This window comes from Citrobacter sp. Cpo069 (genome assembly GCF_030332785.1).
In the GTDB taxonomy this organism is placed as follows: domain Bacteria; phylum Pseudomonadota; class Gammaproteobacteria; order Enterobacterales; family Enterobacteriaceae; genus Citrobacter; species Citrobacter portucalensis.
Window position 1 is genome coordinate 450,324 of the sequence record NZ_JAOWHD010000046.1, and the last position, 14,180, is coordinate 464,503.

Genomic DNA, 14,180 nt, shown 5'->3' on the forward strand with positions numbered 1-14,180 from the left:
ACGTTGCGCTTATCGGGCCTACAAAACCGGCTCGAAACGCGTAGGCCGGATAAGACGCAAAGCGTCGCCATCCGGCAATCAGTCGTTTGGCTTAAGGCTGCGCGCATACATCCGCCCTTCGGCGGCCAGCGCCAACAGGCTTGGGTCACGCTCGCGGTTGCGGGCAAAGACAATCGCGATAAGCTGCTGCATCTGATAGGGCTCAGCCAATTTTTGCAGCTTCACGGTATTCTCATACATTTTCTTCATTCGCCCCGGCATCAAACAGAAACCAACCCCTGCCTGTACCAGACTGAGCATCGAGAAGATGTCGTTTACGCGGGTAACGATTTCCGGCTCAAACCCGGCGATATGAAACGCTTCCTGAAAACCGGCATAGGTGGCGAAGCCTTCCGCCAGTGAGACAAACTTCTCATTGCGATAGTGACGCAGGTCCGCCTTCATGGTGGCGTCCAGCGTAGCGGACATCGGCGCGGCGAGGTAGATATCGTCGTGGAACAGGGGCAGCACTTCGAGGCTGTTGCGGTCGATTTCGCTTTCTGAAATGGAAATCAGGATCGCGTCCAGCGTACCGTTTTCCAGCATCTTCAGCAGCGCTTCGTTGGAGCCCATGGTGAGATCCAGCTCCAGATCCGGGCGGCGCAGCTTCATGCCCATAATCAGGTGCGGCACCGTCTCCAGCGTCAGCGAGTAGAGCGTGCCAACGCGTAAACGACCCTGACCCACACCTGCCGTTTTGCGCGTCTCTTCCAGCCCGCGCTCCATCAGTTGGATGACTTCCTGGCAGTACTCCAGCAGCGTCCACGCTGCGGGTTGGGCGATAAGATTACGTCCTTTGTGAACGAACAGCGGGCAACGAACGTTCTCTTCCAGCGTGTGCAACGCCCGGTGAACGCTAACGCCGCTGATGTTCAGCGCCTCGGCGGTGCGGGCGATGTTACCCTTCTCCATAAAGGTCATGAAGATGGTCAGCTTGCGGAAGGTAATATCGTTGGTCGTCAGCTGATTCATCATCGTCTTCCCAAAGTTAGTCGGCCAGCATCTGTTCGAGCTGTTCCTGCGCATCCAGCCAGGCCATTTCACACTCTTCCAGCCCGGATTTCGCACTGGCCTGCTGCTGCAAACAGGCGGTAAGTTCGGCTTTGCGACTTTGGTCGTACAGTTCGCTGTCGCCGAGTTTTTCTTCCGCCTGCGCCAGCTGTGCGTGCAGTTTCTCCATCTCTTTTTCCAGACGGGTAATCTCTTTACGCAGCGGCTGCGTCAGGGAGCGCAGTTCCGCTTCACGGCGCTTCTGGTCTTTACGCGCCTGGGCGCTGTTAACGCTCTCTTTCGCCGGTTCGTCGCCCTGGTTTTCCTGTTTCTGGACATCGCTCAGCCACTGCTGATAATCCTCCAGATCGCCATCAAACGGCTCGACTTTCTTGTCGTGTACCAGATAGAGGTCGTCGGTGGTGGAGCGGATCAGGTGACGGTCGTGCGAGACGACAACCAGCGCGCCTTCAAAATCGATCAGCGCCTCGGTCAGCGCCTGACGCATATCCAAGTCCAGGTGGTTGGTTGGTTCATCGAGCAGCAGCAGGTTAGGGCGCTGCCAGACGATCAATGCCAGTACCAGACGCGCTTTTTCGCCACCGGAGAAGCGGCGTGTCTCTTCGCTGACTTTGTCGCCCTGGAAGCCGAATCCACCCAGGTAGTCACGCAGTTTCTGCTCCAGTTCCTGCGGCGCCATGCGTGCCAGATGCTGAATGGGTGATTCATCGGCGCGTAAAAACTCCAGCTGGTGCTGCGCGAAGTAGCCCAGTTTGATGCCTTTCGCCAGGCCAATCTCACCGCTGATTGGGGCCAGTTCGCCGGCCAGCAGCTTAATCAGTGTCGATTTACCCGCGCCGTTGCGACCGAGCAGGCCGATGCGGGAACCCGGCACCAGATTCAGTTTGATCGAATCGAGAATGACGCGTTCGCCGTAGCCAGCGCTAACCTTTTCCATCTTCAGCAGCGGGTTTGGTAGGCTTTCCGGCTCACGGAAGCTGAAGTGGAACGGGTTGTCCACGTGCGCTGGGGCAATCAGCTCCATGCGTTCCAGCATTTTGATACGGCTCTGTGCCTGCTTCGCTTTCGTTGCTTTAGCGCGGAAACGATCGATATAGCTTTGCAGATGCGCCACGCGCTCCTGCTGGCTTTCGTACATTGCCTGTTGCTGTGCGAGGCGGGTCGCACGCTGGATTTCAAACGCACTGTAGTTGCCGGTGTACTCGAACATGGTTTGCTGTTCGATATGAATAATTTTATCCACCACCGGATCGAGGAAGTCGCGATCGTGGGAGATCAAAATCAGCGTGCCCTGATAGCTTTTCAGCCATCTTTCCAGCCAGATCACCGCGTCGAGATCGAGGTGGTTGGTGGGTTCATCGAGCAGCAGCAGGTCTGAACGGCAGATCAGCGCCTGGGCCAGGTTGAGACGCATACGCCAGCCACCGGAGAAGTCGCTGACCGGACGTTCAAGCTGCTCGTTGGAGAAACCGAGGCCATGCAGCAGGCTGGCGGCGCGTGAGCGCACGGTCCAGGCGTCGATGGCATCCAGCTTGCCATGGACAGTGGCAATGGCATGTCCATCGTTACGTTCGTTGGCATCGTTCAACTGCGCTTCCAGTTGACGATACTCGCGGTCGCCGTCAATGACGTACTCCAGCGCGGGCTGCGGCAATGCTGGCGTTTCCTGATTCACCCACGCAAGCTGCCAGTTTCCCGGATAGGTAAATCCTCCAGCGTCGGCGCTGAGTTCATTTTTCAGCAATGCCAGCAGGGTAGATTTACCGCAGCCATTTTTACCCACCAGGCCAACCTTCTGCCCAGGATTAATGGTGGCCGTGGCATTGTCCAGCAAGACGCGCACGCCGCGACGAATTTGTAACGATGAGAAAACAATCATAAGGCGCCGTATGTTCAGACTATGTTAATTTATCATTATGATAATGTAATGTGTGGGCCATTTGCCGCACCGAGGCGCAATGGTAGCCCAAAACATCGAAAATAGACAAAAGACAAAACCGGGAGGGGGATGATGTTCCAGCCAGCGAAAGTCTTGCTGCTGTATGCCCATCCGGAATCTCAGGACTCGGTCGCGAACCGAGTCCTGCTTAAACCGGCCATGCAGCTTAGCAATGTTACCGTGCACGACCTTTACGCACACTATCCTGATTTTTTTATCGATATTCCGCATGAGCAGGCGCTACTGCGTGAGCATGATGTGATTGTTTTTCAGCATCCGCTCTACACCTATAGCTGTCCGGCGCTGTTAAAGGAATGGCTTGACCGCGTACTGAGCCGCGGATTTGCCAGCGGCCCCGGAGGGAATCAACTGGCGGGAAAGTACTGGCGTAGCGTTATCACTACCGGAGAACCGGAAAGTGCCTACCGCTATGACGCGCTAAACCGTTATCCAATGAGCGATGTGCTGCGCCCTTTCGAGCTAACGGCCGGTATGTGCCGTATGCACTGGATGAGCCCAATTATCGTTTACTGGGCCAGACGGCAAACGAAGCAGGAGCTGGACAGCCATGCGAAAGCGTATGGTGACTGGCTGGCGAATCCGATCCCTGTGGGAGGCCGCTGATGGAAGGTTCTGATTTATTGACAGCGGGAGTGTTGTTCCTCTTCGCGGCGGTGGCTGCAGTTCCCCTGGCCTCAAAGCTGGGTATCGGTCCGGTGCTGGGTTACTTGCTGGCGGGTATTGCTATCGGCCCGTGGGGATTAGGATTCATCAGCGATGTGGATGAAATTCTGCACTTTTCCGAGCTGGGCGTAGTCTTTCTTATGTTCATCATTGGGCTGGAACTTAATCCCGCCAAACTGTGGCAACTGCGGCGTTCAATTTTTGGCGTCGGTGCCGCGCAGGTGATGCTGAGCGCGGTGGTGCTGGCCGGATTATTGATGCTCACTGCGTTCTCCTGGCAGGCGGCAGTGGTTGGCGGCATTGGTCTGGCGATGTCATCGACCGCTATGGCGCTACAGTTAATGCGCGAAAAAGGCATGAACCGCAGTGAATCCGGACAACTGGGTTTTTCGGTACTGCTGTTTCAGGATCTGGCGGTGATCCCCGCGCTGGCACTGGTTCCGCTACTGGCGGGTTCTGCTGACGAACATTTTGACTGGATCAAAGTGGGGATGAAGGTGCTGGCCTTTGCCGGCATGCTGATTGGCGGTCGCTATTTGCTGCGTCCGGTTTTCCGCTTTATTGCGGATTCTGGCGTGCGGGAAGTGTTCACCGCTGCCACGCTGCTGTTGGTGCTGGGTTCTGCTTTATTTATGGATGCGCTGGGGCTGTCAATGGCGCTGGGAACGTTTATCGCGGGCGTGCTGCTGGCGGAAAGCGAATACCGACATGAGTTGGAAACGGCAATCGATCCGTTTAAAGGCCTGTTACTCGGGCTGTTTTTTATCTCCGTTGGCATGTCGCTCAATCTTGGCGTGCTCTACACCCATATTCTGTGGGTGGCAGCGAGCGTGATCGTGCTGGTGGTCGTAAAAATGCTGGTGCTATATGTGCTGGCGCGTCTTAACGGCATGAGAAGCTCTGAACGGATGCAATTTGCCGGGGTTTTAAGTCAGGGTGGTGAATTCGCTTTCGTGCTGTTTTCAACGGCATCCTCGCAACGGCTGTTTCAGGGCGACCAAATGGCGTTGCTGCTGGTGACCGTCACGCTGTCGATGATGACCACACCGCTGGTGATGAAGCTGATTGATAAATGGCTCTCCCGCCAGTTTAACGGCACGGATGAGGAAGATGAAAAACCCTGGGTGGAAGATGATAAACCGCAGGTGATTGTGGTGGGGTTTGGGCGTTTTGGTCAGGTTATTGGTCGCCTGTTGATGGCCAATAAAATGCGCATTACCGTTTTGGAGCGGGATATCAGCGCGGTGAATCTGATGCGTAAATATGGCTATAAGGTTTATTACGGTGATGCCACGCAGGTGGAACTGTTGCGCTCCGCAGGGGCAGAGGCGGCGCAATCTATTGTTATTACCTGTAATGAGCCTGAAGACACCATGAAACTGGTGGAACTGTGCCAACAGTATTTTCCGCATTTGCATATTCTTGCGCGAGCGCGCGGACGTGTAGAGGCGCATGAGTTATTACAGGCTGGTGTGACGCAGTTTTCTCGCGAAACGTTCTCCAGTGCGCTGGAGTTGGGGCGTAAAACGCTGGTTACACTGGGAATGCATCCGCACCAGGCTCAGCGCGCTCAGCTGCATTTTCGGCGGCTGGATATGCGCATGCTGCGGGAACTGATCCCCATGCATACAGATACGGTACAAATCTCTCGAGCCAGGGAAGCCCGGCGCGAGCTGGAGGAAATTTTCCAACGAGAGATGCAGCAAGAGCGACGTCAGCTGGATGGCTGGGATGAATTTGAGTAGAGGATAACCATGGCAATTCGTAAACGTTTTATCGCAGGTGCAAAATGTCCGTCCTGCCAGTCGCAGGATACGCTGGCGATGTGGCGCGAAAATAATATCGATATTGTTGAGTGTGTTAAGTGCGGTCATCAGATGCGGGAAGCCGATAAAGAGGCGCGCGAGCACGTTCGCAAAGAAGAGCAAGTGATCGGGATTTTTCATCCGGACTAGCGATATGGCGCAGCTTTTTTTAAGCTAGAGGGTACACGGGTGCAGAATTCCGCTACAATCTGCGCCACTATTCTTTCCATGCTCAGGAGATATCATGAAAGTAGCAAAGGACCTGGTGGTCAGCCTGGCCTATCAGGTACGTACAGAAGACGGTGTGTTGGTTGATGAGTCTCCGGTGAGTGCACCGCTGGACTACCTGCATGGTCACGGTTCCCTGATTTCTGGCCTGGAAACAGCGCTGGACGGTCATGAAGTTGGCGACAAATTCGATGTTGCTGTTGGCGCAAACGACGCATACGGTCAGTACGACGAAAACCTGGTGCAGCGCGTTCCTAAAGACGTCTTCATGGGCGTTGACGAACTGCAGGTTGGCATGCGTTTCCTGGCTGAAACTGACCAGGGTCCAGTACCGGTAGAAATTACCGAAGTGGAAGACGACCACGTTGTGGTTGACGGTAACCACATGCTGGCTGGCCAGAATCTGAAATTCAACGTAGAAGTTGTTGCTATCCGCGAAGCGACCGAAGAAGAACTGGCTCACGGCCACGTTCACGGTGCGCACGGTCACGACCACGATCATGACCACGGTCATGACGGTTGCTGCGGTGGCCACGGCCACGGTCACGACCATGGTCACGAGCACGGCGGCGAAGGCTGCTGCGGCGGTGGCGGTAAAGGTAACGGCGGCGGCTGCGGTTGCCACTGATCGGTATGATTGCCTGATGGCGCTACGCTTATCAGGCCTACCGTAGGCCGGATAAGACGTTTACGTCGTCATCCGGCACAAAAAAGCGGGGATATCCCCGCTTTTTTTACGTCTCAATAATGTGGCGGCGGGGTCTCTTCAGACTGCGATGCAATGTGGGACGGCTGCGTTGCTTTGAGCTTTTCCGTCAGCAGACGCAGATGGTCGCGCAGTTTGGCCATTTCCAGTTCATGCGCGGTCACCGTCACGTTGAGCTCTTCAATGGTGATCTCCTGAAATGCCAGGCGACTTTCCAGTTCAGCCAGGCGAGTTTCCATTGTTGTATCCTGCATGATTCACCTCTTTCTTTTTTCTCCGGCAGATCGCGGACTGCGGCGAATTCTACTTAACTTTGCCTGTTTGCACAGCACTCAATCTTCGGTAACGAAACTAATTTAAACAAAAAGAGTCTGAAAAGTGGTGATAATAGGGCGTGCCTGTATGTTGATTTGTTCTGCAACGCTTTATAGTACATTTTTATGTTAGCTAACCCTGGGGTGAGATGCCCCGGCCCTGGAGATATGGATGAAATCACTGTTTAAAGTAACGCTGCTGGCGACCACAATGGCTGTTGCTCTGCATGCCCCGATCACCTTCGCTGCTGATGCTGCGAAACCAGCCGCTACTGCTGACAGCAAAGCAGCATTCAAGAATGACGACCAAAAAGCCGCTTACGCGCTGGGCGCGTCCCTGGGTCGTTATATGGAAAACTCTCTGAAAGAGCAGGAAAAACTGGGCATCAAACTGGATAAAGATCAGCTGATCGCTGGTGTTCAGGATGCATTTGCAGACAAGAGCAAACTGTCTGACCAGGAAATCGAACAAACTCTGCAGGCGTTTGAAGCGCGCGTGAAGAGCTCCGCTCAGGCGAAAATGGAAAAAGACGCGGCTGACAACGAAGCCAAAGGTAAAGTTTACCGCGAGAAATTTGCTAAAGAGAAAGGCGTTAAAACCTCTTCTACTGGCCTGGTCTACAAAGTAGAGAAAGAAGGTACTGGCGCTGCACCGAAAGACAGCGATACCGTGGTAGTCAACTACAAAGGTACGCTGATCGATGGTAAAGAGTTTGATAACTCCTACACCCGTGGTGAGCCGCTGTCTTTCCGTCTTGACGGTGTCATCCCTGGCTGGACTGAAGGCCTGAAAAACATCAAGAAAGGCGGAAAAATCCAGCTGGTTATCCCACCGGATCTGGCTTACGGCAAAACGGGCGTCCCGGGTATTCCGGCCAACTCTACGCTGGTCTTTGATGTTGAACTGTTAGACATCAAACCGGCACCGAAAGCTGACGCGCAGCCAGATGCTGCACCGGCAGATAAAGCTGCAGACAGCAGCAAAAAATAAGCTAACAGAAACCGCCGCCCACAGGGCGGCGGTTTTTTATTATCGACAGGATATAATTAATACTGGAAAGCGCCTTGTGCGCTGTATTACTTTAGATGCCCCTATAATAGTGATGAGCCTGCCCTGACAACATAACGACAGGCTCCTGAAAAGGAGTGCTTTTTTTCATGTCCAGGTCGCTTTTAACCAACGAAACCAGTGAGCTAGATTTGCTGGATCAACGTCCTTTCGATCAAACCGACTTCGATATCCTCAAATCCTACGAAGCGGTAGTGGACGGGTTGGCGATGCTCATTGGTTCCCATTGTGAAATCGTATTGCACTCTTTGCAGGATTTGAAATGCTCGGCCATCCGCATTGCTAACGGTGAACACACGGGCCGTAAAATTGGCTCACCGATTACTGACCTTGCGTTGCGTATGCTGCATGATATGACGGGTGCGGATAGCAGCGTGTCGAAGTGTTACTTCACACGTGCGAAAAGCGGTGTCTTGATGAAGTCGGTGACGATTGCCATTCGCAACCGTGAGCATCGCGTGATTGGTCTGCTGTGCATCAACATGAACCTTGATGTTCCTTTCTCGCAGATAATGAATACCTTTATCCCACCGGAAACCCCGGAAGTGGGCTCTGCCGTCAACTTCGCTTCTTCGGTGGAAGATCTGGTTACCCAGACGCTGGAATTCACGATCGAAGAAGTGAATGCCGATCGCAATGTTTCCAACAACGCGAAGAACCGCCAGATCGTCCTGAATTTATATGAGAAAGGCATCTTCGATATTAAAGATGCCATCAATCAGGTCGCCGATCGGCTGAACATCTCCAAACATACGGTCTACCTCTATATTCGTCAGTTCAAAAGCGGCGATTTCCAGGGGCAAGACAAGTAATGCGTTTTGCCATCATGGTGACAGGGCCTGCTTATGGCACGCAGCAGGCGAGCAGCGCGTTGCAATTTGCACACGCGCTACTCGAAGAAGGGCATGAGTTATGCAGCGTCTTTTTCTATCGAGAAGGTGTATATAACGCCAACTTACTGACTTCACCCGCCAGTGATGAATATGATCTGGTGCGGGCCTGGCAACAGCTGAACCAACAACATGGTGTAACGCTGAATATCTGCGTGGCGGCGGCGTTGCGTCGCGGCATTGTTGATGAAACTGAGGCAAAGCGGCTGGGACTGGCAGGGGCTAATTTACAATCAGGTTTTAACCTCAGCGGGCTTGGATCGCTGGCTGAGGCATCCCTGACCTGCGATCGCGTGGTGCAGTTCTGATGAAACGTGTTGCTTTTGTCTTTTCTACCGTGCCGCACGGCAGCGCATCTGGCCGTGAAGGGTTAGATGCATTGCTGGCGACATCTGCATTAACGGAAGACCTCGGCGTGTTTTTTATCGGCGATGGCGTCTTTCAAATCCTCCAGGGACAACAACCGGATGCCGTGCTGGCGCGAGACTATATCGCAACCTTCAAGCTGTTAGGGTTGTACGATATCGATCAATGTTGGCTGTGCGCCGCTTCATTACGCGAGCGGGGCCTTCAGCAGGGGGGTAATTTTGTGGTCGATGCGACAGCGCTTGAACCGGAAGATTTACGCCGTGAGTTAGGCAACTTTGACGTCATTTTAAGGTTTTGAGACTCTCATGCTGCACACACTACATCGTTCCGCGTGGCTTACCGATTTCTCCTCTCTTCTTCGCCTGGTAGATAAAGACGATGAGCTTTTATTGCTCCAGGATGGTGTGACGGCGGCAATCGAAGGCAGCCGTTTCCTTGAAAGTCTGCAAAATGCCTCCATTAAGGTCTATGTACTGGAAGAAGACATTAAGGCTCGCGGTTTGAGTGGTCAAATTTCAGACAGTGTCGTCAGGGTTAGCTATACTGACTTCGTCAGACTTACGGTGAAGCATCCCAGCCAGATGTCCTGGTAATTGTGGGATCGTTGTATATTTCTTGACACCTTTTCGACACCGACCTAAAATTCTGCGTCCTCATATTGTATGAGGTCGTTTTATTACGTGTTTACGAAGCAAAAGCTAAAACCAGGAGCTATTTAATGGCAACAGTTAACCAGCTGGTACGCAAACCACGTGCACGCAAAGTTGCAAAAAGCAACGTGCCTGCGCTGGAAGCATGCCCGCAGAAACGTGGCGTATGTACTCGTGTATATACTACCACTCCTAAAAAACCGAACTCCGCACTGCGTAAAGTTTGCCGTGTTCGTCTGACTAACGGTTTTGAAGTGACTTCCTACATCGGTGGTGAAGGTCACAACCTGCAGGAGCACTCCGTGATCCTGATCCGTGGCGGTCGTGTAAAAGACCTCCCGGGTGTTCGTTACCACACCGTTCGTGGTGCGCTTGACTGCTCCGGCGTTAAAGACCGTAAGCAATCACGCTCCAAGTATGGCGTGAAACGTCCTAAGGCTTAATGGTTCTCCGTTAAGTAAGGCCAAACGTTTTATATTAATGTCAAACTAAACTCTTAGAGTTTTGGACAATCCTGAATTAACAACGGAGTATTTCCATGCCACGTCGTCGCGTCATTGGTCAGCGTAAAATTCTGCCGGATCCGAAGTTCGGATCAGAACTGCTGGCTAAATTTGTAAATATCCTGATGGTAGATGGTAAAAAATCTACTGCCGAAACTATCGTATACAGCGCGCTGGAGACCCTGGCTCAGCGTTCTGGTAAAAACGAACTGGAAGCTTTCGAAGTAGCTCTCGAAAACGTGCGCCCGACTGTCGAAGTTAAGTCTCGCCGCGTTGGTGGTTCTACTTATCAGGTACCAGTTGAAGTCCGTCCGGTCCGTCGTAATGCTCTGGCAATGCGTTGGATCGTTGAAGCTGCTCGTAAACGCGGTGATAAATCCATGGCTCTGCGCCTGGCGAACGAACTTTCTGATGCTGCAGAAAACAAAGGTACTGCAGTTAAGAAACGTGAAGACGTTCACCGTATGGCAGAAGCCAACAAGGCGTTCGCACACTACCGTTGGTAATCCCTTCGGAGTTTTAGTCACCAGGCGGGCGCTTCTAGTAAGCAGCCCGCTTTGGGCTACTTAAATTGAACGCCTAAAAGATAAACGAGGAATCAAATGGCTCGTACAACACCCATCGCGCGCTACCGTAACATCGGTATCAGTGCGCACATCGACGCCGGTAAAACCACTACTACCGAACGTATTCTGTTCTACACCGGTGTAAACCATAAAATCGGTGAAGTTCATGACGGCGCAGCCACCATGGACTGGATGGAGCAGGAGCAGGAACGTGGTATTACTATCACCTCCGCAGCGACTACTGCATTCTGGTCTGGTATGGCTAAGCAGTATGAACCGCATCGCGTAAACATCATCGACACCCCGGGGCACGTTGACTTCACTATCGAAGTAGAACGTTCCATGCGTGTGCTTGATGGTGCAGTAATGGTTTACTGCGCAGTTGGTGGTGTTCAGCCTCAGTCTGAAACCGTATGGCGTCAGGCAAACAAATATAAAGTTCCGCGCATTGCGTTCGTTAACAAAATGGACCGTATGGGTGCGAACTTCCTGAAAGTTGTTGGTCAGATCAAAACCCGTCTGGGCGCGAACCCTGTTCCGCTGCAGCTGGCAATTGGCGCTGAAGAAGCGTTCACCGGTGTTGTTGACCTGGTGAAAATGAAAGCCATCAACTGGAACGAAGAAGATGCAGGCGTAACCTTCACTTATGAAGATATCCCGGCTGACATGCAGGAACTGGCTGAAGAATGGCACCAGAACCTGATCGAGTCCGCTGCAGAAGCTTCAGAAGAGCTGATGGAGAAATACCTGGGTGGTGAAGAACTGACTGAAGAAGAGATCAAAAAAGCTCTGCGTCAGCGCGTTCTGAACAACGAAATCATCCTGGTAACCTGTGGTTCTGCGTTCAAGAACAAAGGTGTTCAGGCGATGCTGGATGCGGTAATTGATTACCTGCCATCCCCAGTAGACGTACCTGCGATCAACGGTATTCTGGACGACGGTAAAGATACTCCTGCTGAGCGTCATGCTAGCGATGACGAGCCGTTTGCTGCTCTGGCATTCAAAATCGCTACTGACCCGTTCGTGGGTAACCTGACCTTCTTCCGCGTGTACTCTGGTGTGGTTAACTCCGGTGACACCATCCTGAACTCCGTGAAAACTGCACGTGAACGTTTCGGCCGTATCGTACAGATGCACGCTAACAAACGTGAAGAGATCAAAGAAGTTCGCGCGGGCGATATCGCTGCTGCAATCGGTCTGAAAGACGTGACCACTGGTGACACTCTGTGTGACCCGGATCACCCGATCATTCTGGAACGTATGGAATTCCCTGAGCCGGTAATTTCCATCGCGGTAGAACCGAAAACCAAAGCTGACCAGGAAAAAATGGGTCTGGCTCTGGGCCGTCTGGCTAAAGAAGACCCGTCATTCCGCGTATGGACTGACGAAGAATCTAACCAGACCATTATCGCTGGTATGGGTGAGCTGCACCTCGACATCATCGTTGACCGTATGAAGCGTGAATTCAACGTTGAAGCGAACGTCGGTAAACCTCAGGTTGCTTACCGCGAAGCGATTCGCGCGAAAGTTACCGATATCGAAGGTAAACACGCTAAGCAGTCTGGTGGTCGCGGTCAGTACGGTCATGTTGTTATCGACATGTACCCGCTGGAGCCGGGTTCAAACCCGAAAGGCTACGAGTTCATCAACGACATCAAAGGTGGTGTAATTCCTGGCGAATACATCCCGGCCGTTGATAAAGGCATCCAGGAACAGCTGAAATCTGGCCCGCTGGCTGGTTACCCGGTTGTTGATCTGGGCGTGCGTCTGCACTTCGGTTCTTACCATGACGTTGACTCCTCTGAGCTGGCGTTTAAACTGGCCGCTTCTATCGCCTTCAAAGATGGCTTTAAGAAAGCGAAACCAGTTCTGCTTGAGCCTATCATGAAGGTTGAAGTAGAGACTCCGGAAGAGAACACCGGTGACGTAATCGGTGACTTGAGCCGCCGTCGTGGTATGCTTCGTGGTCAGGAATCCAACGTCACTGGCGTTGTTATCCATGCTGAAGTTCCGCTGTCTGAAATGTTCGGATATGCAACCCAGCTGCGTTCTCTGACCAAAGGCCGTGCTTCTTACTCCATGGAGTTCCTGAAGTACGACGATGCGCCGAACAACGTTGCTCAGGCCGTTATTGAAGCCCGTGGTAAATAATCCACAGGATTAAAACCTAAGTCCCGTGCTCTCTCCATAGGGGAGAGCACTATAGTAAGGAATATAGCCGTGTCTAAAGAAAAATTTGAACGTACAAAACCGCACGTTAACGTCGGCACCATCGGCCACGTTGACCACGGTAAAACTACCCTGACCGCTGCAATCACTACCGTACTGGCTAAAACCTACGGCGGTGCTGCTCGTGCATTCGACCAGATCGATAACGCGCCGGAAGAAAAAGCTCGTGGTATCACCATCAACACTTCTCACGTTGAATATGACACCCCGACTCGCCACTACGCACACGTAGACTGCCCGGGCCACGCCGACTATGTTAAAAACATGATCACCGGTGCTGCGCAGATGGACGGCGCGATCCTGGTTGTTGCTGCGACTGACGGCCCGATGCCGCAGACTCGTGAGCACATCCTGCTGGGTCGTCAGGTAGGCGTTCCGTACATCATCGTGTTCCTGAACAAATGCGACATGGTTGATGACGAAGAGCTGCTGGAACTGGTAGAAATGGAAGTTCGTGAACTTCTGTCTCAGTACGATTTCCCGGGCGACGACACTCCGATTGTTCGTGGTTCTGCTCTGAAAGCGCTGGAAGGCGAAGCAGAGTGGGAAGCGAAAATCATCGAACTGGCTGGCTTCCTGGATTCTTACATCCCAGAACCAGAGCGTGCGATTGACAAGCCGTTCCTGCTGCCTATCGAAGACGTATTCTCCATCTCCGGTCGTGGTACCGTTGTTACCGGTCGTGTAGAGCGCGGTATCATCAAAGTTGGTGAAGAAGTTGAAATCGTTGGTATCAAAGAGACTGCTAAGTCTACCTGTACTGGCGTTGAAATGTTCCGCAAACTGCTGGACGAAGGCCGTGCTGGTGAGAACGTTGGTGTTCTGCTGCGTGGTATCAAACGTGAAGAAATCGAACGTGGTCAGGTACTGGCTAAGCCGGGCTCTATCAAGCCGCACACCAAGTTCGAATCTGAAGTGTACATTCTGTCCAAAGACGAAGGCGGCCGTCATACTCCGTTCTTCAAAGGCTACCGTCCGCAGTTCTACTTCCGTACTACTGACGTGACTGGTACCATCGAACTGCCGGAAGGCGTAGAGATGGTAATGCCGGGCGACAACATCAAAATGGTTGTTACCCTGATCCACCCGATCGCGATGGACGACGGTCTGCGTTTCGCAATCCGTGAAGGCGGCCGTACTGTTGGTGCGGGCGTTGTTGCTAAAGTAATGAGCTAATT

Annotated in this window: 16 protein-coding genes; 13 read left to right on the top strand and 3 right to left on the bottom strand. The window is 52.8% G+C overall.

Annotated elements, in window-relative coordinates:
- Nucleotides 1-78 precede the first annotated feature (78 nt).
- Together OGY08_RS11705 and OGY08_RS11710 are read right to left on the bottom strand one after the other, a co-directional pair.
- Nucleotides 79-1,011: a LysR family transcriptional regulator gene (locus OGY08_RS11705; RefSeq protein ID WP_057067186.1), complete on the bottom strand. Its 933-nt coding sequence runs from the start codon at nt 1,009-1,011 to the stop codon at nt 79-81.
- Nucleotides 1,012-1,027: 16 nt separating this feature from the next.
- Nucleotides 1,028-2,929: an ABC transporter ATP-binding protein gene (locus OGY08_RS11710; RefSeq protein ID WP_125362822.1), complete on the bottom strand. Its 1,902-nt coding sequence runs from the start codon at nt 2,927-2,929 to the stop codon at nt 1,028-1,030.
- Nucleotides 2,930-3,061: 132 nt separating this feature from the next.
- On the opposite strand from OGY08_RS11710, the gene kefG reads away from it, so the two are divergent.
- From kefG to slyD, 4 genes are all read left to right on the top strand, one after another.
- Complete coding sequence (gene kefG, locus OGY08_RS11715) at nt 3,062-3,613, top strand: glutathione-regulated potassium-efflux system ancillary protein KefG (protein ID WP_003023629.1); 552 nt, start codon at nt 3,062-3,064, stop codon at nt 3,611-3,613.
- A complete protein-coding gene (gene kefB / locus OGY08_RS11720) occupies nt 3,613-5,418 on the top strand; it encodes a glutathione-regulated potassium-efflux system protein KefB (RefSeq protein WP_003827759.1) in 1,806 nt (601 codons plus the stop codon). Before kefG ends, kefB begins: the two co-directional genes overlap by 1 nt.
- 9 nt (nt 5,419-5,427) lie before the next feature.
- Nucleotides 5,428-5,628, top strand: a complete 201-nt coding sequence (locus OGY08_RS11725; protein WP_003023632.1) for a YheV family putative zinc ribbon protein — start codon at nt 5,428-5,430, stop codon at nt 5,626-5,628.
- 94 nt (nt 5,629-5,722) lie between these two features.
- Complete coding sequence (slyD, locus tag OGY08_RS11730) at nt 5,723-6,334, top strand: peptidylprolyl isomerase (RefSeq protein WP_008786294.1); 612 nt, start codon at nt 5,723-5,725, stop codon at nt 6,332-6,334.
- Nucleotides 6,335-6,447: 113 nt separating this feature from the next.
- On the opposite strand, the gene OGY08_RS11735 is transcribed toward slyD, so the two are convergent.
- Nucleotides 6,448-6,666, bottom strand: coding sequence for a protein SlyX (locus tag OGY08_RS11735; protein ID WP_003023639.1), 219 nt, complete (start codon nt 6,664-6,666; stop codon nt 6,448-6,450).
- Nucleotides 6,667-6,898: 232 nt separating this feature from the next.
- Here OGY08_RS11735 and fkpA point away from each other — a divergent pair, with 232 nt between their 5' ends.
- The 9 genes from fkpA to tuf all read left to right on the top strand — a co-directional run bounded on the left by fkpA (nt 6,899) and on the right by tuf (nt 14,178).
- A complete protein-coding gene (fkpA, locus tag OGY08_RS11740; RefSeq protein ID WP_003827768.1) occupies nt 6,899-7,717 on the top strand; it encodes an FKBP-type peptidyl-prolyl cis-trans isomerase in 819 nt (272 codons plus the stop codon).
- 167 nt (nt 7,718-7,884) lie between these two features.
- Nucleotides 7,885-8,607 carry a helix-turn-helix transcriptional regulator gene (locus OGY08_RS11745; RefSeq protein ID WP_003023643.1) on the top strand — a complete coding sequence of 241 codons (723 nt, stop codon included), beginning with the start codon at nt 7,885-7,887 and terminating at the stop codon, nt 8,605-8,607.
- The gene (tusD, locus tag OGY08_RS11750; protein WP_057067137.1) at nt 8,607-8,993 is read left to right on the top strand and encodes a sulfurtransferase complex subunit TusD; all 387 of its coding nucleotides are present in this window, start codon (nt 8,607-8,609) and stop codon (nt 8,991-8,993) included. The genes OGY08_RS11745 and tusD overlap by 1 nt, the downstream gene beginning before the upstream one ends.
- Complete coding sequence (gene tusC / locus OGY08_RS11755) at nt 8,993-9,352, top strand: sulfurtransferase complex subunit TusC (protein WP_032945176.1); 360 nt, start codon at nt 8,993-8,995, stop codon at nt 9,350-9,352. The genes tusD and tusC overlap by 1 nt, the downstream gene beginning before the upstream one ends.
- A gap of 7 nt (nt 9,353-9,359) precedes the next feature.
- Nucleotides 9,360-9,647, top strand: coding sequence for a sulfurtransferase complex subunit TusB (tusB, locus tag OGY08_RS11760; RefSeq protein ID WP_008786292.1), 288 nt, complete (start codon nt 9,360-9,362; stop codon nt 9,645-9,647).
- Between the two features lie 125 nt (nt 9,648-9,772).
- Nucleotides 9,773-10,147, top strand: a complete 375-nt coding sequence (gene rpsL / locus OGY08_RS11765) for a 30S ribosomal protein S12 (protein WP_003023654.1) — start codon at nt 9,773-9,775, stop codon at nt 10,145-10,147.
- A gap of 95 nt (nt 10,148-10,242) precedes the next feature.
- Nucleotides 10,243-10,713 (top strand): 30S ribosomal protein S7, encoded by a 471-nt coding sequence (gene rpsG / locus OGY08_RS11770; protein WP_003023657.1) that lies wholly within the window; start codon nt 10,243-10,245, stop codon nt 10,711-10,713.
- Between the two features lie 96 nt (nt 10,714-10,809).
- Nucleotides 10,810-12,924 carry an elongation factor G gene (fusA, locus tag OGY08_RS11775; protein WP_003023659.1) on the top strand — a complete coding sequence of 705 codons (2,115 nt, stop codon included), beginning with the start codon at nt 10,810-10,812 and terminating at the stop codon, nt 12,922-12,924.
- Between the two features lie 69 nt (nt 12,925-12,993).
- Nucleotides 12,994-14,178 carry an elongation factor Tu gene (gene tuf / locus OGY08_RS11780; RefSeq protein ID WP_003031109.1) on the top strand — a complete coding sequence of 395 codons (1,185 nt, stop codon included), beginning with the start codon at nt 12,994-12,996 and terminating at the stop codon, nt 14,176-14,178.
- Nucleotides 14,179-14,180 lie beyond the last annotated feature (2 nt).

Coding starts and splice junctions, on each gene's coding strand:
- OGY08_RS11705 (WP_057067186.1), bottom strand. CDS start 1,011: ATGAATCAGCTGACGACCAACGATATTACCTTCCGCAAGCTGACCATC.
- OGY08_RS11735 (WP_003023639.1), bottom strand. CDS start 6,666: ATGCAGGATACAACAATGGAAACTCGCCTGGCTGAACTGGAAAGTCGC.
- OGY08_RS11725 (WP_003023632.1), top strand. CDS start 5,428: ATGGCAATTCGTAAACGTTTTATCGCAGGTGCAAAATGTCCGTCCTGC.
- rpsG (WP_003023657.1), top strand. CDS start 10,243: ATGCCACGTCGTCGCGTCATTGGTCAGCGTAAAATTCTGCCGGATCCG.
- rpsL (WP_003023654.1), top strand. CDS start 9,773: ATGGCAACAGTTAACCAGCTGGTACGCAAACCACGTGCACGCAAAGTT.
- tusC (WP_032945176.1), top strand. CDS start 8,993: ATGAAACGTGTTGCTTTTGTCTTTTCTACCGTGCCGCACGGCAGCGCA.
- OGY08_RS11745 (WP_003023643.1), top strand. CDS start 7,885: ATGTCCAGGTCGCTTTTAACCAACGAAACCAGTGAGCTAGATTTGCTG.
- tusD (WP_057067137.1), top strand. CDS start 8,607: ATGCGTTTTGCCATCATGGTGACAGGGCCTGCTTATGGCACGCAGCAG.
- kefB (WP_003827759.1), top strand. CDS start 3,613: ATGGAAGGTTCTGATTTATTGACAGCGGGAGTGTTGTTCCTCTTCGCG.
- kefG (WP_003023629.1), top strand. CDS start 3,062: ATGTTCCAGCCAGCGAAAGTCTTGCTGCTGTATGCCCATCCGGAATCT.
- fusA (WP_003023659.1), top strand. CDS start 10,810: ATGGCTCGTACAACACCCATCGCGCGCTACCGTAACATCGGTATCAGT.
- OGY08_RS11710 (WP_125362822.1), bottom strand. CDS start 2,929: ATGATTGTTTTCTCATCGTTACAAATTCGTCGCGGCGTGCGCGTCTTG.
- fkpA (WP_003827768.1), top strand. CDS start 6,899: ATGAAATCACTGTTTAAAGTAACGCTGCTGGCGACCACAATGGCTGTT.
- slyD (WP_008786294.1), top strand. CDS start 5,723: ATGAAAGTAGCAAAGGACCTGGTGGTCAGCCTGGCCTATCAGGTACGT.
- tusB (WP_008786292.1), top strand. CDS start 9,360: ATGCTGCACACACTACATCGTTCCGCGTGGCTTACCGATTTCTCCTCT.